Source organism: Pseudomonas sp. NFACC51 (genome assembly GCF_900103575.1).
GTDB classification, from domain to species: Bacteria; Pseudomonadota; Gammaproteobacteria; order Pseudomonadales; family Pseudomonadaceae; genus Aquipseudomonas; species Aquipseudomonas fluorescens_Q.
Map to the genome: position 1 here is coordinate 84,432 of NZ_FMXH01000018.1, position 21,292 is coordinate 105,723.

Below are 21,292 nucleotides of genomic sequence, written 5' to 3' on the forward strand. Positions count from 1 at the left end.
ACATCATGAACCTGTTCCTGCTTCACGCCGACCCTCCCGATTGCTCCTGCGACAGTTCCTGTTGCAAGGCCTCTTTGAACACCTGACACCGGCTGTTCGCGCTTCTCATTCCTGTAGCGATTGTTCTGCCCCGGCATCGAGGGCATTGATTTCGGCTGCTCGTAAACATTTCGACGCTTCTAACAATAACGAGGTCCACCATGTCGAACTCTCATACCTCCCAAATTGCCAGCGCCCGGGACGCCGCAGTACCAGAGCGTCTGCCGTCGCGGCGGCGTTGGTTCATGCTGTCGTTGCTGCTGATCGCGACGATCATCAACTACATCGACCGTGTGAATATCTCGATTGCCGCGCCGTTCCTCGCCAAGGACCTGGGCCTGGACAAGATCGAGATGGGCCTGATTTTTTCGGCGTTTGCCTGGACTTACGCGATCGCACTGGTGCCGGCCGGCTTCATCGCCGATCGCTTCGGTTCCCGGTTCACCTACGGGGTGTCGCTGATCAGTTGGTCGACCGTCACCGTGTGCCAGGGCTTGGCCACGGGCTTCGCTTCGCTGTTCGGTCTGCGCCTGGCCGTCGGCGCGATGGAAGCGCCGGCGTTTCCGGCCAACAGCCGGGCGGTCACGGTGTGGTTCCCGGCGCGTGAACGGGGCTTGGCCAGCAGCATTTACGTCTGCGGCCAGTACTTGGGCACGGCGCTGTTTACCGGTGCACTGCTCTGGCTGGCCACCACTTATGACTGGCGCCATGTGTTCTACAGCACCGGCGCACTTGGTATCGTCTTCGGTGTGGCCTGGCTGTTCTTGTATCGCGACCCGATGAACTGCAAGAAAGTCAGCAAGGAAGAACTCAAGTACATCGAAGCCGGGGGAGGGCTGGTCAAGAGTAGCCAGGAGCGCACCCGCTTCAACTGGCGGCAGATCGCCGAGCTGTTCAGCTATCGGCAGGTCTGGGCGATTTGCATCGGCAAGTTCGCCAGCACCTCGGCGCTGTACTTCTTTCTCACCTGGTTCCCCACGTACCTGATCGAAGAGCGTCAGCTGACCATGATCAAGGCCGGGGTCTTCGCCGTGCTGCCGTTCGTGGGCGCGACGGTGGGCATCCTGCTCGCCGGGATCGTCTCCGACCTGCTGATCCGTCGCGGCTACTCGCTGTCCTTCGCCCGCAAGTTGCCGTTGGTGGTCGGGTCGATGCTGGGCATGTCCATCGTCCTGGTGAATTTCACCGATTCGAACGTGATCTGCATCGCCGTACTGACGATTGCCTTTTTCGCCCAGGGCATCGCTTCGTCCTCGTGGGCGGCGGTGTCGGAAGTGGCGCCCAAGGAACTGATCGGGCTGACCGGCGGGATCACTAGCCTGGCGGCCAACATCGGCGGGATTGTCACCCCCATCGTGATTGGCGCAATCGTCCACAAGACCGGCTCATTCGCCTTGGCCTTCTGGTTCATCGGCGGCGTGGCGCTGATCGGCACCTTGTCCTATTCGCTGCTGCTCGGCCGCTTGTATCGCATTGAACTCAAGGCGCGTTGAGCCCGGAAAAAAGCTGTTTTTCTCCAACACGAGGCGGCATTCCTCCAACTTCGCCAAGGATTGCCGCCGTACGCTGACCCTTCCAACAGGACTTTTATCAGGATGAACATGCCCGAGTATGTCTTTACCCCGGACCTGCCAGTGACCTTGTCGGTTGTCGGCACCCCACAGCGTTTTCCCGTCGGCCGGGTCTTTTGCGTTGGTCGCAACTACCCCTGGCCTGATACCCAGGGTGAATCCCGAGTGCCACCGGTGTTCTTCATGAAGCCAGCCAGTTGCGTGGTGGAAGCGGCGGGTGAGGTGACGTTTCCATCGGTGACCGAGGAGTTCGCCCACGAAATCGAATTGGTCGTGGCCATCGGTGAGGGCGGCGCCAACATCCCTGAGAGCCAGGCGTTGGCTTATGTGTGGGGCTACGCGGCGGGTCTGGATCTGACCCGGCGTGATGTCCAGCGCGAGGCCAAGCGTAACGGTTTGCCGTGGGAGGGCGCCAAGGTGTTTGACGGCGCCGCGCCAATGACCGCCATCGTGCCGGTCTCCCGGGCGGGGCACCCCGATGGCGAGTTGTGGCTGAACGTAAACGGCCAGGAGCGTCAGCGCGACAGCCTCGACAGCCAGATCTGGTCGGTCAGTGAAGTGATCGCCCGCATCTCCCAATCGGTGGCGCTGCGGGCCGGTGATCTGATCATGACCGGCAGCCCGGCAGGCGTCGATGTGCTGCAGCCGGGTGATGTCGTCACGGCTGGCATCGACGGTATTGGCGAATTGGAAATGCGCGTCGGTCCGCGTTTGTCTTACTGAATTCGAGAAAGGAGAACCCACATGTCCAACGCATTGAAAGTGGCTTTGGTGACTGGCGCCGGCAGCGGGATTGGCCGAGCGGTGGCCCTGGGCCTGATGGAAGACGGCTACACACTGGTGTTGGCCGGTCGTCGGCCAGAGCCCTTGCAGGCATTGGCCGAGTTGGCGGCCAGCCAGGGGCGCGAAGCCTTGGCGGTGCCCACTGATGTACGCGACCCGGTCAGTGTCGATGGGCTGTTTGCAACCATCGCCGAGGTCTACGGACGCCTGGACGTCGTGTTCAACAACGCTGGCGTCAATGCGCCCGCCGTGCCGCTGGATGAGCTGACGTTCGAGCAGTGGCGAAACGTGATCGACACCAACCTCAACGGCGTTTTCCTGTGTGCCCGTGGTGCCTTCGGCCTGATGCGCCGGCAACAGCCCCAGGGTGGACGGATCATCAACAACGGTTCGATCTCGGCCCACACCCCACGACCGTTCAGCAGCGCCTACACTGCCAGCAAACACGCGGTGCTGGGGTTGACCAAATCCCTGGCCCTGGACGGACGTGAATACAACATCGCCTGCAGCCAGATCGACATCGGCAACGCCCTCACTGAGATGTCCGTGCGCATGACCAAGGGCGTGCGCCAGGCCAACGGCAGCATCGCGGTGGAGCCGATGGTGGACGTCAAGCATGTCGCCGATGCGGTGCGCTACATCGCCGGCCTGCCGTTGTCGGCCAACGTCCTGAACATGACCGTCATGGCCACGGCCATGCCATTTGCCGGCCGCGGTTGAGCCTGCGTGCCGTTCAGTTTCGAAGGTGTGCATTCGTGGCGAGGGAGCTTGCTCCCGCAGGGCTGCGTAGCGGCCCCCGTTCTTTTTATGAGCGCTTCGCACTCAAGCGGGAGCGAGCTCCCTCGCCACACACTGATTCGAGCAAGCCTTGATTGCGCTTGAGTTAGTTTTTCCTATTTCGATACGAGGTCTACATGAAGCCAGAAGTCTTGCAACTCAGCCCGATCCTGATCCCTGAAATCAACGCCCGGCTCAACGAGCTGTTCACGGTGCGGCGCTATTTCGAACAGGCCGACAAACAAGCCTATCTGCAAGAACACGGTGCCAATATTCGCGGTGTGATCACCGGAGGGCATACCGGCATCAGCCAGGCGCTCATGGCCCAACTGCCCAAGCTGGAAGTGGTGGCGGTCAACGGCGTGGGCACCGATGCCGTGGACCTGGCCTACGCCAGGGATCGCGAAATCCGCGTGACGGCCACCATCGGCGCGCTGACCGAAGATGTCGCCGACCTGGCGATTGGCCTATTGATTGCCGTGTGTCGCGGGCTATGCACCGGTGACCGTTACGTGCGCTCCGGCCAATGGCCTCACAGCCCGACGCCATTGTCCCCGCTGCCATTGGCCCGGCAGGTGTCCGGCATGCGCATCGGCATCGTCGGCATGGGCCGGGTCGGTCGCGCCGTGGCTACCCGCGCCGCCGCGTTCGGTTGCCCGATCAGCTACACCGACCTGCAACCCATGAGTGACGTGAACCACACGTTCGTCGCCGACCTCAAGCAACTGGCCCGCGACAGCGACGCCCTGATCCTCGCGGCCGCCGCGGACAAGGCTGAAGCCATCATCGATGCCGAGGTGCTGCGTGCCTTGGGCCAGGGCGGGTATCTGATCAACGTGGCGCGAGGCAAACTGGTCAACGAGGTCGACCTGGTGGCGGCGCTGACCGCTGGTGAAATCGCCGGTGCGGCGCTGGATGTGTTTGTCGATGAGCCGCATGTGCCTGAGGCATTGTTTGGCAATGAGCAGGTGGTGCTGCAACCCCACCGGGCGAGCGCGACGTTGCAGACCCGCACGCGGATGGGGGAGATGGTGGTGGCGAGTCTGGTGGATAGTTTTGCTGGGAAGGTGCCGCAGGGGTGTGTGACGGGGTGAGGCGCAAGAGTTGCGGCTTCGCGGGCCAAATCGATGAATGTGAGCTACGGGGCGGAAGATAGGTCTCAGGTGTGCAACGGCTGTGCTTGCTCGATCAGCCAATAAAGACCAAAATAACGACCTATTTAAGCGAGAGCCGCCTCCATGCAAATCATTTTGGCTGATGTGGCCGTCAGCGTATCCGAACTCAAAAAGAACCCCTCATCCGTCCTGAGCGGCGCCAACGGCGCGCCAGTGGCCGTGTTGAACCATAACCGTGTTATGGGCTACATGGTCCCGGCAAGTGTCTACGAGGCGATGGTTGATCGCTTGGAGGAGCTGGAACTGGCGCAAGTGGTAAAGGCACGCATCGAGGCCAACGAAACACCTGTTCGGATGTCCCTTGATGAGCTCATTGGCGAGGCTGAGGCTGATATCGTCAATGGGCGTTGATTATGATGTCGAGTGGGATCCGAAGGCCCTCAAGGAGCTTAGAAAACTGGACGGTGCCATCCGTCTGCAGCTTCTGAAAAAACTCCAGTCCCGGCAGAGCAACCCGCGAGTGCCAGCCGATGCGCTTCATGGAATGAAGGATTGCTACAAGATCAAGTTGCGTGGGGCTGGGTATCGACTGGTGTACCGCATTGAGGAAGAGCGGATTGTCATTCTGGTGGTAGCGATTGGCAAACGGGAGCGCGGCAACGTTTACGATTCGGCCAGGAGCCGGGCTGGTATGCAAGAAACAAAGGGGTAAGACGATGAGCGCAGCCCGGAACGACTTTCAAACCGTGATCGCAACGCTTGGCGAGCTACATGCGGTACTGGATCGCCTGCGCGGTGAGTTTGTGCATGGCATCAAGACCCCTGCCGATTATGAGCGTGCGACCGACCTGCTCGATGCGCTCACCGACGGACGCGAACTGAGCAAGACTGAGGCGAAAATTCTCGTTGAGCTCGAGGAGGAAATCCTGGCCTACCAGCGCGACTCCGAACAGTTTCGCGAGTCGAATGCCGCTTTTGAGGCGACCTGCACGCCTGTGCAATTGATCAAGGATCTGATGGAGACGCTCGGGCTCACCGGTTCGGACCTCCCTGAAATCGGTGATAAAACGGCGGTATCCAAAGTGCTCAATGGCGATAGGCCTATCAGCCACAAGATGGCGTATGCGCTGGCGGAGCGGTTTGCGATGGAGCCGAGTGCTTTCTTGACCGCGACCTCAGCAAAGGTGGCGGCTCATATCGAAACTGTTCCTCTTTCCGTTAGCGCTTCAGGCCATTACGTTTTGCACGAGGGCTCTCCGATCGCATGTTCAGTGGAAGAGGCCGGTGTCGGTGAGTACAACGTGGTGACTTCGAAGGGCCATAGAAAGACAGCCAAAGAGCCGGACAAGGGATAGGGCAATCATCTGCTGAAAGGGGCAGGATTGGTTGTCGATTCACGGAAGTTCAGGATGACACGCGTTTCGATACCTCGGCCATTGCAGCCAATCCCCGAACCCTCTATAAAATCCCGCGCTGGCATCGCGTTCTTCTCGACCGTCGTTGGCCCTGGATATCTGACCCGCATGGAGCATCATCGTGAGCCAATCGCCGCACCCCCTCAACTCCCGAACTGACATTTGCCCGCGCATTACGTCCCGCGTCCTGCGATATACCTGGAGCCTCACCTTACTGACCCTGCTCACCGGCTGCGGAGCGCTATCGGACGTCCGCTCTTTTTCCACTCCCTACTCAACGCCTGATGGTGGTGAGACCGCCCGCTTGCGGGTGATCAGCGATGGCATGGTCAGGGCTGTACCCAAGTCCGATTGCGTGGACTTCCGCCTGCCGGGCGCGGGCGTCATGGTGGCGTTCCGCGATGGCTACGCCAATCGCAACGGCGAAAGCCTGGGCATGCCGGATGACGACAAACACTCGTCTTCCACGGTCATGACTGAGCTGCTGGTGCCTGCCGGGCAGCCCATTGCCTTTCATTACATCGGTGCTCAATGCTACAACATGTTCAGCTTTGTCCCTAAGGCAGGGGAGGATTACCAGCTGGATGCTGCGGGGCGTTATGAGTGTGAGGTGAGGCTCAAGCAACTGCCTGCGGCAACGACACAACTTCCCCGTTCATTCTTGAAGGACAGCAAACTCTGCAGGGCGACGGATAACTTTTAGCATGGAGGGTTTTCCAAGGACGCCATAACGTTGAAAAAGGAGTTTCATCATGAGCCCCATCCCCACGTTCCAAACCCGCCGCCTCATCCTCACACCCCTTGAGCTGACGGATGCACCGGCGATCCAACGGCTATTTCCCCATTGGGAAGTGGTCCGTTACCTGGACAGCCGCGTGCCCTGGCCTTACCCGGATGACGGCGCGCTGACGTACGTGCGCGACCATGCGCTCCCGGCTATTGCAGCCGGGCGCGAGTGGCACTGGATGATCCGCATTGCCGAAGAACCGACACAGAGCATCGGCAGCATCAGCCTGTACGACCAGCCCGGCAACAACCGTGGTTTCTGGCTGGCGCCGCAATGGCAGGGAAAGGGCTACATGCGCGAGGCCTGTGAAGCGATCAATGCCTATTGGTTTGAAAACCTTGAACGCCCCGTCATGCAAGTGCCCAAGGCGGTGGGCAACGAGGCTTCGCGCAAAGTTTCGGAGCATGAAGGCATGCGCCTGATCGGGACGCAGCAGGGGGAGTTTGTCTGTGGGTCGTTGCTTAAGGATATCTGGGAAATAACGCGTGAGAATTGGCTTGAGAAAAAGTCCGCGTTGGGATCGAATTGAGCAGAGTCAAATGGGTCAAGTCGCCTGTAAACGACAATTCAACACGGTCGTCGTCAGGATCTATCTGTCGGGTTAACGGATAAAGGAATGTGAAATGGATATTCCACAGGGTTTCAGGCCGTTATTTCGTAGCAGCCCTTTTCTTGACTTACTTGGTCCCTTTTATTATCGGGAAAACTCCGAAGGTTTTACCGTTGGGATTCGGGTGGAGGAGAAACACACCAATGCGCGTGGAATCGCTCACGGAGGATTGTTCATGGCGCTGGCTGATATCGCGCTGGGCTACAGCGCTGCGTTCTCGAAAGATCCGCCTCTTAAGCTCGTGACGACCACGATGACTACTGATTTCGCTGGCTCCGCTAAGATCGGCGATTGGTTGGAGGCTGCCGTAGATATTCAAAAAACCGGTAGTCGATTGGTGTTTGCCAATACCTATATCAGCGCTGGAGAGGAGCGCGTGGTTCGAGCCAGTGCATCTTTTCTGGTGCTCAGCTAGGTGGAGGCTGAACTGGCGATTGACGTCCAAATCCGTTAACGACGATGTACAACAGCGGACCGATTGATACGAAGATCGCCGTGATCAGGAAGTAAGGCAGCAACGAGGTGAGCGACCTGCCTTTCGAACGTGTGTCCCGGTACATCCAGATGCACGCCATGCTAGCGAGCAGATAAAGGTCGATGACTACCTGCGCGGTGTCCGGGCTGGACATGAGCCTGACGCCGAATTCCAGGAGCGATTGCTCGGCGAGAAACACAGTACTCGCCGTGTAAATTGAAAAAAGCAGGAGCGCGACAAGTGCAACGTAGGGTCTTTTCACTTTACCTCCTTGGACTCGTTCATGGGGCAATAGAGGTAGGCTAGTGATTTGACCGTCATGGTTTCAATGACCTCTGAGGTCATGGACGCCACTCACCCGCAATGCCAGAGTCAACGGATGACCAGTCGACCTTTTTCTCGAACAACGCCACCAACCTCGGCCGGTGCGCAACTGCGTCACTTGCGCCAACAGGCCGGGCTGAGTCAGTTGGACTGTGCACTGATAACAGGGTTATCTCAGCGTCACCTTAGTTGCATCGAGACGGGGCGCGCCAAGCCAAGCCCTGGCACTCTGCATAACTTGTTGACTGCCCTGGATGTACCTTTGGAGCGATGCAACGACATCTTCATCGCCAGTGGTTATGCCCCTCGCTACGAAACGACGCCGCTCACGTCGTCGTCAATGGAAGTGGTACGTGATGCCATTAATCATGTACTTCACGCCAATAACCCCGCTCCGGCGATTGTTCTGGGTCCCCAATGGGACATCCTTGCAGCCAACACCAGCGCGGGTGTTCTGTTCGATCTGGTGGGTCTTGCCAGGGATGCGCCTGATGGGCTCAACCTCTTGGTGACACTGCTGCAACCCGGTGGCTTGGGCGATCATTTGAGTAACGCCGAGGAAATAAGATTAGTGGCCTGGCAACGGGCGTCTCGGGAAGCCTTGAGTAATCCCGCGTTGGCTGAGATTCTGAAGAGTCTGCCGGCCCCACACAGCTCTGCGGCGCTGGTTAACGAGCTGCCTCCGCTGTTGCTGACGCGAGTCGACTCTCCCCACGGTGAGCTGAAGTTCATGTCAACGTTCACAACCTTCGGCATGCCGCTCGACATCACCATGAGCTCATTGCGTATCGAACATCTGATTCCTGCCGACGCGAAGACCTGGGAGGTGATGACTAAGGCATATGAGCAGGCACAACACTAATAATGATCAAGGAAGAACCCATGCAGCCGTCACTCAATCGAATCATGTTGTATGTCCGGGACGTTCAAGCGACCTGCGATTTTTATGAGCGTCATTTCGGTTTTACCAGTCAACGAAAAACCGATGACCGCGTCACCGAATTGAGCCCTGCAAACGGTGGCGCGATCCTGATGGTTCACCCGGCAGGTAAGGCCGTTAAAACAGGGCAAGTCACGGTAAAGCTTGTCTTTGATCTTCAGGACGTCGAGGGTTTCAAGGCCAAGTGCCTGGCCCAAGGCCTGAGGTTTGGCGCTACGCACAGGGCGGACGGTTACTCTTTCGCCAACGCCAAAGACCCTGACGGTAATTCGATTTCCATCTCCAGCAGGGCGTTTGCATGCCGCTGAACTTTCAAAAGATGCATGCCAATGGCGATGATTTCGTTATCGTCGATTCGCGACATTCGGCCAACCCGGTGACGAGTGCCATGGCCCAGCGAATGGGGGATCGGAACCGGGGTGTGGGCTTCAACCAACTCGCGGTGTTGCTCGATTGCGACGATGCCGATGCCCGCGTGATGTTCTGGAACGCGGATGGCTCCGCGCTGGACGTTTGTGGCAGTGCGACGCGGGGTGCGGCGGCTATGCTGATGCGCGAAGCAAATGTTGCTTCGGTAGCGCTGCGCACTAACCGAGGCCTGCTGACGTGCGAGCGTACCCCAACCGGCGACATTTCCGTCGACATGGGTGTGCCGCTTTTCCACTGGTCGGACGTTCCTTTGGCCCAAGAGCTGGACACCGCTGTGTTGCCACTTGCCGGCGCTCCAGCCGCGTGCAGCATGGGAAATCCGCACTGCACCTATTTTGTCGATGATCTGGCAACCGTTGATATCGCGACCATCGGCCCAGCCATTGAAACCAACGCGCTGTTCCCACTCAAGACCAACGTTCATTTCGTCCAGATCATTGATCGCACGCATATTCGCTTGCGCATCTGGGAACGCGGGGCGGGTATTGCGCTGGGTTCGGGATCTTGCTCGTGTGGCGCGGTTGTCAATGGGATTCGTCGTGGTTTGTTGGACCCGCGCGTTGAGGTTGAATGTGATGGTGGAAGCGTGACGGTTCAATGGGACGGCGTGGGCGCGGTCTTTCTTATCGGGCCGGTGGAAGTGAGTTTTTCGGGGATGATGAGTCAGGGCTGAGTCGGTAGGTGTTTCAATCCTGGAGCAGGGATTTGCAACACGTTCCGTGGCGAGGGAGCTTGCTCCCGCTCGACGGCGTAGCCGTCGTAGACTGGTTGATGCCGTTTGTCTGGAAGACCGTTTGGGGGCGGCTTCGCCGCCCAGCGGGAGCAAGCTCCCTCGCCACAGGATTATGGCGGTTTGCATCATTTCTCCATAATCCTGAGCCACGGCCAGCGAGCCTGATAACTTTTCGCCTTCTCATCGAACAAATCGGGCTGGGGGTTCTTTGGATTGATACGAAGAACACCTTGCTCGACGTCGTCCAGGCCATAGGGCGCATAGACCTCACCGGTCTCAACATCCAGTCCAATACACGTACCGGCAACCAAGTAACGATCAATGCCATCCCTGGCCGACTGAAGTTGAGGATAAGGCTTGCCAAACCGCCGACCGTACCAAAGATGGACGCGAGCCTGGTTCTTGATCTCGATGTTGACGTCGAGGTCCTGGAAGACACGCTGGGCGGCGTTGATGACTTCGTTCTCGGCTTCCCAAGACAGATCAGGGTCGAAGTAAAAAATGTCGTAATCCTTCACGCCCCAGGCCGGTGGCCGTTGTGACTGATGATTCCAGACGGCTTGGAACAGGCAGCCAGCGGTGAGCATGCATTGATTCAACCCGAGTGAAGGCAAGCGCGAGGTGATTTGCGCGTTGATTGGATTGGCCATTGCTATCCTGACCAAACGTTCGACCGTCAATGTCATATTCATCCTTTTGGAATCGGTCCGGTCCTGGCGCCCCGACAGATGTTTGAGCAAAATCAGGTGAGCCAAGGCACCCAGTACATAGATCTCAAGGACGCCCAATGATATTGCAAAGCAGGCCAGTGATGGCTGATGACATCAAGACCCTCTGTAACTTTGCACAGGACGCTCGGGAACTGTTCCATATGTTCCCGAAAGCCCAATACCCTCTGACTGAGGCTCAGTTGGCTGAGGCTATCGCCCAACGATTCGATTCGACGGTCATCGAGGCTGGGAACCGTGTCGTTGGTTTTGCTAACTTCTATCGGGCCGAAAAAGATGGGGTTTGCTGTATCGGCAATGTCATCGTTGCCCAAGAGGCGCGAGGCAAAGGCGTTGCCAGTTTTCTTGTGGAAACGATGACGGCCTTGGCGTTCGACCGCTATGACGCCACTGAGGTGCAGGTATCGTGTTTCAATGAAAATACGGCGGGCTTGCTGCTTTATCCAAAGCTGGGCTTTTTGCCCTTTGCTGTCGAAGAGCGAGTTTCTCCAGATAATCGTAGAACCGCACTCATCCATATGCGTCGTGTTAGATCGGGCCGCCCCTGGGTTCTTTTGAGCGGTCTCCCAGAAAATGCCTGAAAACCCAAGCCCATCCCAACGCGACTGATTTACAATGCCGTTCCTTCGACAGAGAGCGGCCGTTCGTGGATGCGTTTTCCCTTGTCTATCAACACCTGGGCGCATGGGTAATCGAGCCCGTCACCCAGCAGTTCCTCGGCATTTTCAACCTGAACGGCCGCCTCGGGGTCCTGTTTCTCTGCGCCTCTTACGGTGCTGCCTATGGCCTGTTCCGTTTCAGAAAACACCGCGGCCTGACCGATGCCCGTTCGTTCTGGCAATTCATTGGCGGCAATCAGGTGCATCTGCACCGTTCGGCACTGCTGGACTATCGCTACTACTTCGTCCGGGCGATTCTCAAGATTGCCTTGGTGTTGCCCATTGTTCATCTGGTTGATCCGTACATTCTGCGCTCCGGGGATTACCTGGCTTTTTTCAGCAACCTCTGGGGCGCGCGTCCGCGTCTGGGGGAGAATCTTTCGCTCGCCTTGCTCTATGGGCTGGGGGTGTTCCTGGTGAAGGATTTCGTCCACTACTGGGCGCACCGGGCGTTTCATTCGCGCTGGCTCTGGGCGTTTCACAAGGTGCATCACTCGGCGCCAGTGCTGGTGCCGGCTACGGCCAGTCGGGTGCATTTTGTGGAAAAGATCGTCGAGAAGCTCGGCATCACCGCCTGCATGGGCCTCTTCGCGGGCGGCTTCTGGTATGTCTGTGGTGGTGAGATCAGCCGCTACACGTTGTTCGGTGTGACGTACCTGGTGTTCATCTTCAATAGCCTGGCGGCCAACTTGCGTCACACCCATGTCTGGTTGTCCTTTGGCCCGGTGCTGGAACATGTGCTGAACAGTCCGGCCCAGCACCAGATCCACCACAGCGATGCACCGCGCCATTTCAATCGCAATTTCGGCGTCAACCTGTCGCTGTGGGACTGGATGTTCGGCACGCTCTATGTCACCCGCTCGCAGCCCGAGCACTTGCGTTTCGGCACCGGAGAACAGGACCACGCGCGTTACCTGACGGTGTATAGCCTGATTGTCACGCCTTTCGTTGAAACTGCCCGCAAGTGCCTACCCGCGTTTTCATATCAACGCCAACACGCCACAATGCGCCCAACGCCTGCCCTTGGATCAGCGAGTGCTGACACAGATGAGGCTCAGCGAAAAACCAGCAAGGAACGCCCATGAATTTTTTCAAGAAGTTCTTCGGTTCATCGAAAGCGCCTGAAACCCAAGACGACCAGCCTGCACCGCAACCCCATGAGCTTGGCGACCTGACCGAGGCTGAGGCCGCCAATCTGGCCGTCCGGGAAGCTGGCGCAGCGTGCCTGGATCGTCATTGGAGCGCTGTCGGCACGGTCGAGCGGGATGTCCTTGCCTACCTGATCAGCCCGACCTTTTCCGGCGGCCCGTACTGGCCTTCGACCCGCCAGGCCTACCGCGTGGTGCGCCGTGGCGACGCGATCATCCTCGCCACTGAAGGCCTGTCCGATCCATTCGATGATACGGAAGGAATGGGCAACGGCTTCGAGATGGAATTGTTCGTCGAAACCGCGGATATCCCCGAGCACGCCTATGGCCCCGTGGGGGAGGTCGATCCTTTCAAGCGCAGTTGGGCATTCGAGCTGTTGGAGCACGTTGCCAAAACGGTGGCCGACGCGGGCGGCATCACCCATCAACTCGACCAGCACGGGGCGCTATCCCTTGAGCTTCCCGGGCTGAGCCAATCCCATCACATGAGCGATCAACTGCCCAAGCTCTTCGTGACCGATGACGACTCCACCGGCGTTCTGCTCGGCGCCCCGGCACCGGATTTTCCTACCCAACTGGATGACATGCCCTTGTCTCCGGTCAGATTGGTGCCGGTGGTATTGATTACGGCGGCGGAGCTGGAATACGTGCGTTCGGGAGGGCGATCGGCGCGGGAGGATCTGGTGAGTCGTTTGAAGGCGGCGGGCATTGGGCATATGAGCAGACTGCATCGGGCGAGTGTGGTGTGAGGCTGGAGCCGGTCATTGAACCTGGCGGTATCCCTTTGGCCTCCTGCTGACTCTTTCAATCCCATTTTCAAGGACGAACCCGTGACCGCATCCCCCGCCAAACTCATCTTCTTGCCCGGCGCCTCAGGCAACACCCAATTCTGGCATCCGGTGGCTGAGCGCTTGGCCCACCTGGCGCAGCCAGTTCATATCGGCTGGCCCGGCTTTGGAGACACACCGCCCATGCCTGGCGTGACCGGCATGAGTGACCTGGTGGCGCGTGTGCTGGCCGAGATCGACCAACCCACAGCGCTTGTGGCGCAATCCATGGGCGGTATCGTCGCGGTGCTCGCAGCACTTGAACGCCCTGAGCTGATCACCCACCTGGTGCTGACCGTCACCTCGGGCGGGGTGGACATGTCGGCGCTGGGCGCATACGACTGGCGCCCGGATTTTGCGGCGGCCAACTCGACACTGCCGAGTTGGTTTCTCGACGACCGCACCGACCTCACATCCCGCTTGGTCGAGTTGCGCATGCCGGTCCTGCTGCTCTGGGGCGACGCTGATCCGATCAGCCCCGTTCGCGTCGGCCAGTACCTTGCCCAACTGTTGCCCCGCGCTGAACTGCACGTTTTCCCTGGCGCCGATCACAGCCTGGGCTTTACTCACGCAGATGAGGCAGCGAGGCTGATCGAGAGACATCTGGCCAGCGAGTAAGCGCAGCACTTGCCGCTTGTTATCGATGCGTCGGACTGATTGTGCGACGCGGTGTGTTTCAAGACCTCTAGGGCCCCAATACCTTTTCGAGACAACAATGACTGACTACCGCGGACTCATCCTCGAAGATACCCGTGAAGGCGCCACCGACCGCGCCATCGCGCAACTGGAAGCCCGCCTGGGTGCCCGCTTGCCGGACGACTATCGCCAATTCCTCAAGACCTGCAACGGCGCCTACGTGGAATACGATGTGCTGGCGACCCTGGCCAATGGCGACGAGGAGCTACTGAGTTTTTCACTGTACGGGCTGGACCCGGACGAAGAGTATGAATCCAACCCCTTCGAACTGGAGCAACTGCGTGCGCAGCCCGGCTTCCCAGCAGCGGGATTGCTGCCGATCGGTCGCGACGGCGGCGCGAGTATCTTGCTGCTGGACCTGCGGGAAGGGCGCCAGGACGTGGCGGCGATGGTGGCGGGCTTACCTGCCTGGACTGGGCGCCGCCAGCAGGGCGATGAGTACGTGGTGCTGGCGGATTCTTTCAATGGCTATCTGGATTCGCTGCATTTATCGGAAGAGCGGATTCAGGAGCATATCAATCACTTCATGATCAGCCCTGAGAGTATCGAGGCGACGTTGGAGTGGTTGGATAAGGGGAGTCCGGGCTGGCGGGAGCGGTATCGGGAATTGTGGAATGCGAGGGTTGTGGATCGGTTGATTTGAAGGCTGAGTGGTGGGTGAATTTCGCTTTTATGGGTGTATACAGTAGGTCCCTTTTGGATCGAAAGCAGCCGGTCATGACTGACCGCTTTCGGACAAAAGCGGTCAGTCATTATTTGAAAAAAACCGGGGTGGCTCAAAGGTTATGAGCCACGATGGATATTTTGGAAGCTTCGCCATCTCAAGAGTAATCAAGGAGGCTGGAGTAAAATAAAATTGATGTGCTTATTCATAGTTGGTTGATGAGGGCTGCATGGATAATTTTGAAGGGGTAGACGAGCAATTGCTGGCGCGTCGCAAGGCTGGTTTCGCAGCATTCACGTCCGAGCGCCTGCCGGTGCTCCATGATTTCTGCAGCAGCTTGGGGTTTGAACAACCTCACGAGGTCTTGAACACTCCTTGGAGTTTTTTGGCTCAATTGGACAGCGGTTTTCGAAGTGCAGTGATTAGCCAGGCCAACCGTGTATGGTTCATTACTCGTATCGGTTACTACATCGGCGAGTACCTGGCGACACAGTATGACGGGTATTGGCAGATCGACGAAGACCCGGCGTCGCCGACCTTCGCACGTTATGTGGTCGGCGGTTTTTCCCTCGACGGGGTGACCACGCCAATGATCGATCCAATGGAGATGGCTCGAGTGTACGCCGATACGCCCATACCCAGGTCCCTGGCTGAGGAAATTGATAAAGTGTTGGTCAGGTAAACGTGATGACTGAGGATTGGAGCCTGAAACACGCAGCCAACGAACGTGCACCAGCACCGGAACTTCGGTTCACTTGATTGAGTAGCGCAAGGCAAGTGATCTGCGCCGCCTCTTTGCAATAGGCCAGTCGCGGGTCCTGATGCTCGATCAGGTAAATGCTGATCGGCAGAGAATTGCGGGGGCTCAGCCGGTTGAGCAACCGTTCGCAGTCACGGCGAACGGGGGGCTTCGCCCGTCAGGCGGCAGATCAACTGTGAGACCTAGCGCTTCAAGACCGGTACCAACAGCATATGCCGTTTCGCCCCGCCTTCGCTCAGTACCACACACCGTTGGACACACGTAGCAGGGGGGCAAGGGGGTGCGCCGGTTTTTGCTGTTCTGCCGGTGCCAATCGTAGGGGCTGTACTCCGCGAGACAACCACCGTCGTCTACGACTTCAGCCCAAGGCCGCTGATGGCCGATTGCTGTCTATTGGGACGAGCAACAACCCAAAGCGGATATTGGCAAGTTGCGAGTGTTAGCCGGCTCGGTTCCTAGTGGACACACATTCACCGCATCCAAGCACGAAGAGCTTCGAACTCGGTTGGGTTCGGATGGCGTAGTCGGGCGGCTAACGATTCCTCTTCTTCTTGAGAGATGAAGGCTTTGACAATTTTCGAGATGCCTCGAGGGCCAGCCTGGTAATTTATGGCGACACACTGTCGACTAAACAGGGCCTGAAGAAGCGCATAGTCTGCGGGCAGCAAAGCCGTTTCGATCAATGCCACTTCACTTTTCAGTGCGATACTGAAGTCCATTTGAGGCGGTAGCCAAGATAAGTCCGTAGCGACGCGCACGTATTCCCTTGTCACGAACGACGAGATATCGGCATGGGTAAGTGGGGATGGCTGAGCAAAATGAAGTACCTGAGCAATCCCCGAAGTCCCGTTTTCCAATCGAACCAGGCAGTAAGGCTCACCGCCGCCTGTAGCCGCAAAGGGAAGAAAGGTTCGACCTTGCTGGTCATCAGGGTTAAGCCACTCATTGATTTCTCGTTCTGCTTCTTCGGCATCGAGCCAGTGAAAATCTACAAGGCTACTCAGTGCAGCCTTTGAAGGGGGGGTATGCGCAATTCCCATGAGTGCTGCGAGGCGTTCTGGAAATTCAATGTCAATTCTGTGTGCAAGATTTTGAAAGGCTTCGACGACTGCTACAGCTTGTCCATAATTCAAAGTAGAAGAATCTCCATATCTGATCGCAGCGCAATCGAAGTCTGGAATTTAAATCAACGCCCTCGATTTCCAAACTTGACGTGCTGTCCATGTGAACCGCCATTGTCGGTGCGCTCGCAGGATCCTACAAAGCTACAGCTAGAGGTGCAAGCACCCTAAATCCACTGACCGCTTCTGGCCATATGCTGCCTATCGCGAAGGCTCGCAATCGGCCAAAAGTAGTCATCCGATCTCGTTTTTTAGCTATTTTCTGGTCATGCGAAATGACCCACCCTTCGATTTCTATCAGAGGTCGGTTCATGAGTTCGAATCTTACAATCTCAAATTTTTTGGGTCCGTGGTGTGGGGATTCACCTACAGGTCTGATGCAGCGTTGCAGGGCGGTCTGGGATACCCCTTTAGCAAATTTGACCGACCTGATGGTTGCCACTTTTTTGAATCAGGGCATCGCTGTCACGCAGATGCTTATAGAAGCAAAGCGCCGCATAAAAGAGCAGGAACGAGATGGGAGCGAGTACTTTGAGGGCCAGCTTCTCGAAGCCATGAAGCGAGTGCAGTCAGGGGAGTAAGTCATCCCTTCGCCGCTTGAATCCAGTCCTCAGTCGAGACGGTCGATGGCGCGTGCAAGATTTGCGCGTGCCTGTTGCTCGAATGCGTCGAAGTACGCTGCGGTCGTATAGAGGCGCCCGCGCGCCAGGAAGCCTTCAAGGACCTGGCGCCGTTTTTGGCGGTACACCGGCAGGGGCACAAACTGGTACTCGCGGCGAATTTGTTGGTCGTATTCCTCGAACCGTTCGAACGACGCTCCAAGGATCGCCAGGTCCGTGTCCACCAACACTGCTTCGTCTGCCGATGCCGGGGCGCCGTCGTGTCGCGTCACCATGATCAGGTTGTAAAGCCTGTGTCGCGTTTCATCGCCCAGGCCACTATCACGTGCCACGTGGTCCAACCATTGCGCACTGCGCAGTTCGTTGTCGCTGCGAAGGGGGTCGTAGATCGCGTCATGGAACCACAGTGCGAGGTCGATTTCGGCGGGGGCCTGGCAGGTCGCGTTGATGAATCGGCGCACTTGAAGGCATTCCTTCAGATGCTGGAGGTTGTGGTAGGCGCGGTGCGGTTCGCAGTAGTGTCGAATGAGTTCTTCGTATGTCTCGCGTGACACGCGTACGACGCCAAGCTCCGCCCAGACGCGAGCCCAGGCGTCGAAACCCGTGACATCAGCCGCGTCTAGGTCGCCGTGTGTGCTGGCCGTGAATAGACCGTTCTCTTCTGGCGAACCCGTCATCGTTTCTCCTGCGCTTCAAAAATGAAAAAGGTATTTATTGGGCATCACCCGCCGGTTCATCTTCGACATCTTCCGGTGGCGCTCCGTAAGGTGCGCCAATCTCGACCCGATCAGCCTTTACCCAACCGGTATAGTCGTCGCCGCTCTTGGCGATGAAGTTCACTTCCAGCCATGATTCGTCTTCAAGGCTGGAGTAAACGGTGAGAGAGTCGCCGGGTATTACGAAAATCTTCTTATTGGCACAGGCTTCATCTGGCGCTTCGTGGAAATGCAGGCGCCCAGTGCCAATGACCTTGCCTTGCACTGACGGATGAAACTCAGGCACCGTTCCGGAGATCTTTTCCGCCAGGGCAGAACAGTTGACAGCGGCCTGGCTCAGGCTGCTGAAAAGGCACAGGCACAACACGCTTGAACGCAGGTACATCTTGGCGAATTCCGTTTGGGGTGGAGGCGTAAAGGATAGTTCGAACACTGCGCAGGTGATCGGTTACAAACTGCCTTTTTTGTCTGCAGGTGATTGCGCCAGAAACTCCGCTATCAGCGATGCGACCTGCTGCTGAATCACCTCCCGAGCACGACCGCCATCACCATCCCGACAAATGATCCCATCCCCCGGCACTTCCTCCTCAAGCATTTCCTCCGCCCCGGGTTTACACATCGACATGAAGCTGAAATGGCTCGCATCGCTGATTTCGATGTAACGGCTAGACGCTGGGGGCAGGCGCTTGGCCAGGTTGGCAGATTCCAACTCTGCGGGAAGTTCTTGCGACGGTACCCCGGCAGCGATCACCAGAGCGGGGACAGGCAGCGCGGCCAAGCTTTTATCGGTCAGGCCCCGTGAAAGGCCGAGGTCCAATGTCACCACCGCAGTGACGCGTTTATCGCGCCAAGCGGCGGACAGTTCGGCCTTTGATTCAGCGGTGCCTGCGGGATTCATCTGTTCGTAAACGGTGCAGCTGGCTAGCTGCGGGTGGGTCTTACAGTCTTGGGCGAAGCGCTCTGGGTCGAAGCGAGCGCCGGCAATCTCCAGGGCCGTCCAGCCGCCGAGTGAATGGCCCACGGCTGCAATTCGACCATTGGCCACCCGGCCAAATTTTTCAGGCTGGGTCGTGACCGCATCGATGGCTCGACGCAGATCAACGGGCCGCAGCCATAACTGCGCCGCCGCTTGGGGGCTGCGGTCATGGGTGGTGCTGCCGGGGTGGTTGACGGCGGCGACGATGTAACCCTTCTGGGCCAACGCACTGGCCAGCCAGATCTGGTTGCTCCAGTTACCCCTGTATCCGTGAGAGAGCACCACCAATGGATGTTCGCCGGCCGTTGGCGGCGCGTTACGCACGGCAGACGCGCCGACAAATACCGCGTTATCGGCGATCAGTTGCGCGGTTTCGGTCGTTGCGCTGGGGTACCAGACGACCATCTCCAATGCGCGGCCATTGTGCGGATCCGACAGGGTGGAAGATTGGAAACCGATGGGGTTTTCGCTAGCAAATGCAGTGGTCGTCAGGCAAGCCAACAACAGGGCGCCGAAAGCTGTTTTCAATGTCGTTTCTTCCTTGATTAGACGAATTGGGGGGGCGATAAGCACGGGCATTAAAGCTCAGATTCGAACCGCTGAGCATGATTTTCATCAACCCGAGAAACTAGTCCCCGAAAGCAAACCCCGACGGTGCGAATCGGTCGCTGGTGTCCATACGAATATTGCGTAGCGCCACGGTTTCCAAGTGTGACGCGTAGAGCGACTCCGAGAAATAGCTGATCAGAATGGAACGACGGCGTGCGCCGATCACGTTCAGGCTGCCCGCATGCACCAGATCGACATCGAACACCAGGATGTCACCGGCAGAGCCTGAAAGCTGTATGGCGCCTGACTCGTCATTGAAGTTGAAGGGCGGGGCATCCGGCTCGGGGCGGTGGCTGCCGGGGACGATCCGTGTCGCGCCGTTTTCGGGGCCGTAATCGTCGAAGAAAGCCAGGGCGATGGCGATGTCGCCTGGCCGTTGGGCTGACAAGTCGCGGTGCAGTTGTTGGTGACCGTTACCCGCCAGGGGCTCGCGGCCTTCCACTTGGGAGAGGAAGAACCGCTCGCCGATCAACTCACCTGCCACAGCCAGTAGCTGGGGTAGGCGACACACGGCCTGAATCTTTGAATCATCGTCCAGCATCGAATAGCGCCAGTCCATGCCGCGGGGCACTGGCCATTGGTCCGACGGTCGCACGCCTGCATCGAACACGGCACGAAGGTCGGCCAGCCACTCGTTCGGGATTGCTTGACGGAGCAGGGCGTAGCCGTCTTGGTGGAGTTGTTTGTGGTCAGCCATGGTTCGTCCTTGGGCGGGCATTTGGAAGGCTAGTCTGTAAACCAAAGTGGGACCACCCGACATTGGTAAAGGACGGCGACCAGAGACAATCCCGGTAGGTTTGCAGTTATCATCCAGCCACCATCCAAGAAAAGGACTTCACTGATGAAGCGTTTGTTCGCCTGCACCCTCCTGACACTGGCCGTCATCGGCTACGCCAAGGCCGACCAGAGCACCTTCGAAGAAACGAACCAGTGTTCGGAAGATATCGATTGTCAGGGCGATTTCATCTGCAAAAACGGCCAATGCGACAGCCCTCAGCTCCAGCGAAGCCCTGTTGCAAAAACCACCGCCAAGACTCAAGCCGCACCACCCGCGCCTCCGGGTGTTGCCTATCAACCGCTGCCCGTCAATACCGAGCGTGCCGGACCTTTCACGACGCAGACTGAGGCGATGGCAACTGCGCTGAATTATCAATCGCGAGCGGGTGTGATGAACGTCATGGAATCCATTGTCGAGCAGGCCGAGTACACCGGTTATGTGACGATTGAAAAGGCTTATACGTTTGGTCCGAACAAGTATGTGCTGGTGGTTTCCACGGGGGAGGGTGGCAATGCTTGCCCGGCGTCGACCTATGTATTCAGTTTCGACACCCAGGCCGAGCGCGTTGATGGCAAGCGTGAAGTGGACGGGTGTTCTGAGTTGGTCGAGGCCATGGCGCAAGGGAACAAGCTCATGGTCAAGAAGGAGGGCGCTGTGACTGTTGTTTATAACGGGATTGTCGAGTAGTTCAGGTCGACGATGCACCGGTGGCCAGGGAGCTTGCTCCCGCTTGAGTGCGCAGCGCTTACAAAAGGGGCCGCTGCGCAGCCCAGCGGGAGCAAGCTCCCTCGCCACAGTTGTGTGTTCACAGCTTTGGTGCTGGCGGTGTCATGAGGTTCAGCATTAAAAAGTCCGCGTTGCCAATGAAGAGGTCTGCCCGACGCTGACCAATCCGAATAGCCCACCATCAATCACGCCGTACAAAACCCCGTGGCGAGGGAGCTTGCTCCCGCTGGACTGCGCAGCAGTCCTGAAACCGGCTGATGCGATTT

The 21,292-nt window shown here is 58.1% G+C and carries 28 protein-coding genes; 21 read left to right on the top strand and 7 right to left on the bottom strand.

Going from position 1 to position 21,292, the window contains the following annotated elements:
- Positions 1 to 200 precede the first annotated feature (200 nt).
- From BLT00_RS27040 to BLT00_RS27085, 10 genes are all read left to right on the top strand, one after another.
- On the top strand, positions 201 to 1,532 hold the full coding sequence (locus BLT00_RS27040) for an MFS transporter (protein ID WP_092147316.1): 1,332 nt from the start codon (positions 201 to 203) through the stop codon (positions 1,530 to 1,532).
- Positions 1,533 to 1,634: 102 nt separating this feature from the next.
- Positions 1,635 to 2,333 (top strand): fumarylacetoacetate hydrolase family protein, encoded by a 699-nt coding sequence (locus BLT00_RS27045; protein WP_092147319.1) that lies wholly within the window; start codon positions 1,635 to 1,637, stop codon positions 2,331 to 2,333.
- A gap of 21 nt (positions 2,334 to 2,354) precedes the next feature.
- Positions 2,355 to 3,113 carry an SDR family oxidoreductase gene (locus BLT00_RS27050; RefSeq protein WP_063324967.1) on the top strand — a complete coding sequence of 253 codons (759 nt, stop codon included), beginning with the start codon at positions 2,355 to 2,357 and terminating at the stop codon, positions 3,111 to 3,113.
- 194 nt (positions 3,114 to 3,307) lie between these two features.
- Positions 3,308 to 4,264 (top strand): 2-hydroxyacid dehydrogenase, encoded by a 957-nt coding sequence (locus tag BLT00_RS27055; RefSeq protein WP_092147322.1) that lies wholly within the window; start codon positions 3,308 to 3,310, stop codon positions 4,262 to 4,264.
- 144 nt (positions 4,265 to 4,408) lie between these two features.
- Entirely contained in the window at positions 4,409 to 4,696 is a 288-nt protein-coding gene (locus tag BLT00_RS27060; protein ID WP_063324969.1) for a type II toxin-antitoxin system Phd/YefM family antitoxin, read from the top strand.
- Positions 4,686 to 4,997 carry a type II toxin-antitoxin system RelE family toxin gene (locus tag BLT00_RS27065; RefSeq protein WP_063324970.1) on the top strand — a complete coding sequence of 104 codons (312 nt, stop codon included), beginning with the start codon at positions 4,686 to 4,688 and terminating at the stop codon, positions 4,995 to 4,997. The genes BLT00_RS27060 and BLT00_RS27065 overlap by 11 nt, the downstream gene beginning before the upstream one ends.
- Positions 4,998 to 5,001: 4 nt before the next feature.
- Positions 5,002 to 5,640: a helix-turn-helix domain-containing protein gene (locus BLT00_RS27070; protein WP_092147325.1), complete on the top strand. Its 639-nt coding sequence runs from the start codon at positions 5,002 to 5,004 to the stop codon at positions 5,638 to 5,640.
- Between the two features lie 181 nt (positions 5,641 to 5,821).
- The gene (locus tag BLT00_RS27075) at positions 5,822 to 6,403 is read left to right on the top strand and encodes a hypothetical protein (RefSeq protein WP_063324972.1); all 582 of its coding nucleotides are present in this window, start codon (positions 5,822 to 5,824) and stop codon (positions 6,401 to 6,403) included.
- A 49-nt stretch (positions 6,404 to 6,452) separates the two neighbouring features.
- A complete protein-coding gene (locus BLT00_RS27080; RefSeq protein WP_092147329.1) occupies positions 6,453 to 7,016 on the top strand; it encodes a GNAT family N-acetyltransferase in 564 nt (187 codons plus the stop codon).
- Positions 7,017 to 7,110: 94 nt separating this feature from the next.
- Positions 7,111 to 7,512, top strand: a complete 402-nt coding sequence (locus BLT00_RS27085; protein ID WP_092147332.1) for a PaaI family thioesterase — start codon at positions 7,111 to 7,113, stop codon at positions 7,510 to 7,512.
- On the opposite strand, the gene BLT00_RS27090 is transcribed toward BLT00_RS27085, so the two are convergent.
- Complete coding sequence (locus BLT00_RS27090; RefSeq protein WP_092147334.1) at positions 7,505 to 7,834, bottom strand: DUF2834 domain-containing protein; 330 nt, start codon at positions 7,832 to 7,834, stop codon at positions 7,505 to 7,507. The two genes, BLT00_RS27085 and BLT00_RS27090, sit on opposite strands and share 8 nt — an antisense overlap.
- Positions 7,835 to 7,951: 117 nt before the next feature.
- On the opposite strand from BLT00_RS27090, the gene BLT00_RS27095 reads away from it, so the two are divergent.
- Genes BLT00_RS27095 through dapF form a run of 3 tightly spaced genes read left to right on the top strand, consistent with a single transcriptional unit; the run spans position 7,952 to position 9,938 of the window.
- Positions 7,952 to 8,758, top strand: a complete 807-nt coding sequence (locus tag BLT00_RS27095) for a helix-turn-helix domain-containing protein (protein WP_092147476.1) — start codon at positions 7,952 to 7,954, stop codon at positions 8,756 to 8,758.
- A gap of 20 nt (positions 8,759 to 8,778) precedes the next feature.
- Positions 8,779 to 9,144: a VOC family protein gene (locus tag BLT00_RS27100; RefSeq protein ID WP_092147336.1), complete on the top strand. Its 366-nt coding sequence runs from the start codon at positions 8,779 to 8,781 to the stop codon at positions 9,142 to 9,144.
- The gene (dapF, locus tag BLT00_RS27105; RefSeq protein ID WP_092147339.1) at positions 9,135 to 9,938 is read left to right on the top strand and encodes a diaminopimelate epimerase; all 804 of its coding nucleotides are present in this window, start codon (positions 9,135 to 9,137) and stop codon (positions 9,936 to 9,938) included. The genes BLT00_RS27100 and dapF overlap by 10 nt, the downstream gene beginning before the upstream one ends.
- 185 nt (positions 9,939 to 10,123) lie before the next feature.
- Here the strand turns inward: dapF and BLT00_RS27110 are convergent, their stop codons facing one another.
- Positions 10,124 to 10,684 (bottom strand): nucleotidyltransferase family protein, encoded by a 561-nt coding sequence (locus BLT00_RS27110; protein ID WP_092147478.1) that lies wholly within the window; start codon positions 10,682 to 10,684, stop codon positions 10,124 to 10,126.
- A 101-nt stretch (positions 10,685 to 10,785) separates the two neighbouring features.
- On the opposite strand from BLT00_RS27110, the gene BLT00_RS27115 reads away from it, so the two are divergent.
- The 6 genes from BLT00_RS27115 to BLT00_RS27140 all read left to right on the top strand — a co-directional run bounded on the left by BLT00_RS27115 (position 10,786) and on the right by BLT00_RS27140 (position 15,402).
- Positions 10,786 to 11,307 (top strand): GNAT family N-acetyltransferase, encoded by a 522-nt coding sequence (locus tag BLT00_RS27115; RefSeq protein WP_092147342.1) that lies wholly within the window; start codon positions 10,786 to 10,788, stop codon positions 11,305 to 11,307.
- 65 nt (positions 11,308 to 11,372) lie between these two features.
- Positions 11,373 to 12,470 (top strand): sterol desaturase family protein, encoded by a 1,098-nt coding sequence (locus BLT00_RS27120; protein ID WP_092147345.1) that lies wholly within the window; start codon positions 11,373 to 11,375, stop codon positions 12,468 to 12,470.
- Positions 12,467 to 13,282 (top strand): suppressor of fused domain protein, encoded by an 816-nt coding sequence (locus BLT00_RS27125; RefSeq protein WP_092147348.1) that lies wholly within the window; start codon positions 12,467 to 12,469, stop codon positions 13,280 to 13,282. Before BLT00_RS27120 ends, BLT00_RS27125 begins: the two co-directional genes overlap by 4 nt.
- Before the next feature lie 81 nt (positions 13,283 to 13,363).
- Entirely contained in the window at positions 13,364 to 13,978 is a 615-nt protein-coding gene (locus BLT00_RS27130) for an alpha/beta fold hydrolase (RefSeq protein WP_092147481.1), read from the top strand.
- Between the two features lie 97 nt (positions 13,979 to 14,075).
- Positions 14,076 to 14,699, top strand: coding sequence for an SMI1/KNR4 family protein (locus BLT00_RS27135; RefSeq protein WP_092147351.1), 624 nt, complete (start codon positions 14,076 to 14,078; stop codon positions 14,697 to 14,699).
- 250 nt (positions 14,700 to 14,949) lie between these two features.
- Positions 14,950 to 15,402, top strand: a complete 453-nt coding sequence (locus tag BLT00_RS27140) for a hypothetical protein (RefSeq protein WP_092147354.1) — start codon at positions 14,950 to 14,952, stop codon at positions 15,400 to 15,402.
- A 548-nt stretch (positions 15,403 to 15,950) separates the two neighbouring features.
- Here the strand turns inward: BLT00_RS27140 and BLT00_RS27145 are convergent.
- Complete coding sequence (locus BLT00_RS27145; RefSeq protein WP_092147357.1) at positions 15,951 to 16,613, bottom strand: hypothetical protein; 663 nt, start codon at positions 16,611 to 16,613, stop codon at positions 15,951 to 15,953.
- Positions 16,614 to 16,912: 299 nt separating this feature from the next.
- On the opposite strand from BLT00_RS27145, the gene BLT00_RS27150 reads away from it, so the two are divergent.
- The gene (locus BLT00_RS27150; protein ID WP_139199627.1) at positions 16,913 to 17,182 is read left to right on the top strand and encodes a hypothetical protein; all 270 of its coding nucleotides are present in this window, start codon (positions 16,913 to 16,915) and stop codon (positions 17,180 to 17,182) included.
- A gap of 29 nt (positions 17,183 to 17,211) precedes the next feature.
- Here BLT00_RS27150 and BLT00_RS27155 read toward each other — a convergent pair whose 3' ends face one another.
- From BLT00_RS27155 to BLT00_RS27170, 4 genes are all read right to left on the bottom strand, one after another.
- A complete protein-coding gene (locus tag BLT00_RS27155; protein WP_092147360.1) occupies positions 17,212 to 17,898 on the bottom strand; it encodes an HD domain-containing protein in 687 nt (228 codons plus the stop codon).
- A gap of 34 nt (positions 17,899 to 17,932) precedes the next feature.
- The gene (locus BLT00_RS27160; RefSeq protein ID WP_072343952.1) at positions 17,933 to 18,322 is read right to left on the bottom strand and encodes a hypothetical protein; all 390 of its coding nucleotides are present in this window, start codon (positions 18,320 to 18,322) and stop codon (positions 17,933 to 17,935) included.
- A gap of 63 nt (positions 18,323 to 18,385) precedes the next feature.
- Positions 18,386 to 19,441 carry an alpha/beta hydrolase family protein gene (locus BLT00_RS27165; RefSeq protein ID WP_092147363.1) on the bottom strand — a complete coding sequence of 352 codons (1,056 nt, stop codon included), beginning with the start codon at positions 19,439 to 19,441 and terminating at the stop codon, positions 18,386 to 18,388.
- A 100-nt stretch (positions 19,442 to 19,541) separates the two neighbouring features.
- On the bottom strand, positions 19,542 to 20,219 hold the full coding sequence (locus BLT00_RS27170) for a phytanoyl-CoA dioxygenase family protein (RefSeq protein ID WP_092147366.1): 678 nt from the start codon (positions 20,217 to 20,219) through the stop codon (positions 19,542 to 19,544).
- Positions 20,220 to 20,363: 144 nt separating this feature from the next.
- Here BLT00_RS27170 and BLT00_RS27175 point away from each other — a divergent pair, with 144 nt between their 5' ends.
- Positions 20,364 to 20,987: a hypothetical protein gene (locus BLT00_RS27175; RefSeq protein ID WP_092147369.1), complete on the top strand. Its 624-nt coding sequence runs from the start codon at positions 20,364 to 20,366 to the stop codon at positions 20,985 to 20,987.
- Positions 20,988 to 21,292 lie beyond the last annotated feature (305 nt).

Bases quoted from the DNA above. Each gene is read 5' to 3' on its own strand.
- BLT00_RS27050 (WP_063324967.1), top strand. From the start codon at position 2,355: ATGTCCAACGCATTGAAAGTGGCTTTGGTGACTGGCGCCGGCAGCGGG.
- BLT00_RS27175 (WP_092147369.1), top strand. From the start codon at position 20,364: ATGAAGCGTTTGTTCGCCTGCACCCTCCTGACACTGGCCGTCATCGGC.
- BLT00_RS27110 (WP_092147478.1), bottom strand. From the start codon at position 10,684: ATGACATTGACGGTCGAACGTTTGGTCAGGATAGCAATGGCCAATCCA.
- BLT00_RS27085 (WP_092147332.1), top strand. From the start codon at position 7,111: ATGGATATTCCACAGGGTTTCAGGCCGTTATTTCGTAGCAGCCCTTTT.
- BLT00_RS27160 (WP_072343952.1), bottom strand. From the start codon at position 18,322: ATGTACCTGCGTTCAAGCGTGTTGTGCCTGTGCCTTTTCAGCAGCCTG.
- BLT00_RS27045 (WP_092147319.1), top strand. From the start codon at position 1,635: ATGAACATGCCCGAGTATGTCTTTACCCCGGACCTGCCAGTGACCTTG.
- BLT00_RS27125 (WP_092147348.1), top strand. From the start codon at position 12,467: ATGAATTTTTTCAAGAAGTTCTTCGGTTCATCGAAAGCGCCTGAAACC.
- BLT00_RS27070 (WP_092147325.1), top strand. From the start codon at position 5,002: ATGAGCGCAGCCCGGAACGACTTTCAAACCGTGATCGCAACGCTTGGC.
- BLT00_RS27055 (WP_092147322.1), top strand. From the start codon at position 3,308: ATGAAGCCAGAAGTCTTGCAACTCAGCCCGATCCTGATCCCTGAAATC.
- BLT00_RS27115 (WP_092147342.1), top strand. From the start codon at position 10,786: ATGATATTGCAAAGCAGGCCAGTGATGGCTGATGACATCAAGACCCTC.
- BLT00_RS27150 (WP_139199627.1), top strand. From the start codon at position 16,913: ATGAGTTCGAATCTTACAATCTCAAATTTTTTGGGTCCGTGGTGTGGG.
- BLT00_RS27140 (WP_092147354.1), top strand. From the start codon at position 14,950: ATGGATAATTTTGAAGGGGTAGACGAGCAATTGCTGGCGCGTCGCAAG.
- BLT00_RS27100 (WP_092147336.1), top strand. From the start codon at position 8,779: ATGCAGCCGTCACTCAATCGAATCATGTTGTATGTCCGGGACGTTCAA.
- dapF (WP_092147339.1), top strand. From the start codon at position 9,135: ATGCCGCTGAACTTTCAAAAGATGCATGCCAATGGCGATGATTTCGTT.
- BLT00_RS27040 (WP_092147316.1), top strand. From the start codon at position 201: ATGTCGAACTCTCATACCTCCCAAATTGCCAGCGCCCGGGACGCCGCA.
- BLT00_RS27065 (WP_063324970.1), top strand. From the start codon at position 4,686: ATGGGCGTTGATTATGATGTCGAGTGGGATCCGAAGGCCCTCAAGGAG.
- BLT00_RS27095 (WP_092147476.1), top strand. From the start codon at position 7,952: ATGACCAGTCGACCTTTTTCTCGAACAACGCCACCAACCTCGGCCGGT.
- BLT00_RS27060 (WP_063324969.1), top strand. From the start codon at position 4,409: ATGCAAATCATTTTGGCTGATGTGGCCGTCAGCGTATCCGAACTCAAA.
- BLT00_RS27080 (WP_092147329.1), top strand. From the start codon at position 6,453: ATGAGCCCCATCCCCACGTTCCAAACCCGCCGCCTCATCCTCACACCC.
- BLT00_RS27135 (WP_092147351.1), top strand. From the start codon at position 14,076: ATGACTGACTACCGCGGACTCATCCTCGAAGATACCCGTGAAGGCGCC.
- BLT00_RS27155 (WP_092147360.1), bottom strand. From the start codon at position 17,898: ATGACGGGTTCGCCAGAAGAGAACGGTCTATTCACGGCCAGCACACAC.
- BLT00_RS27170 (WP_092147366.1), bottom strand. From the start codon at position 20,219: ATGGCTGACCACAAACAACTCCACCAAGACGGCTACGCCCTGCTCCGT.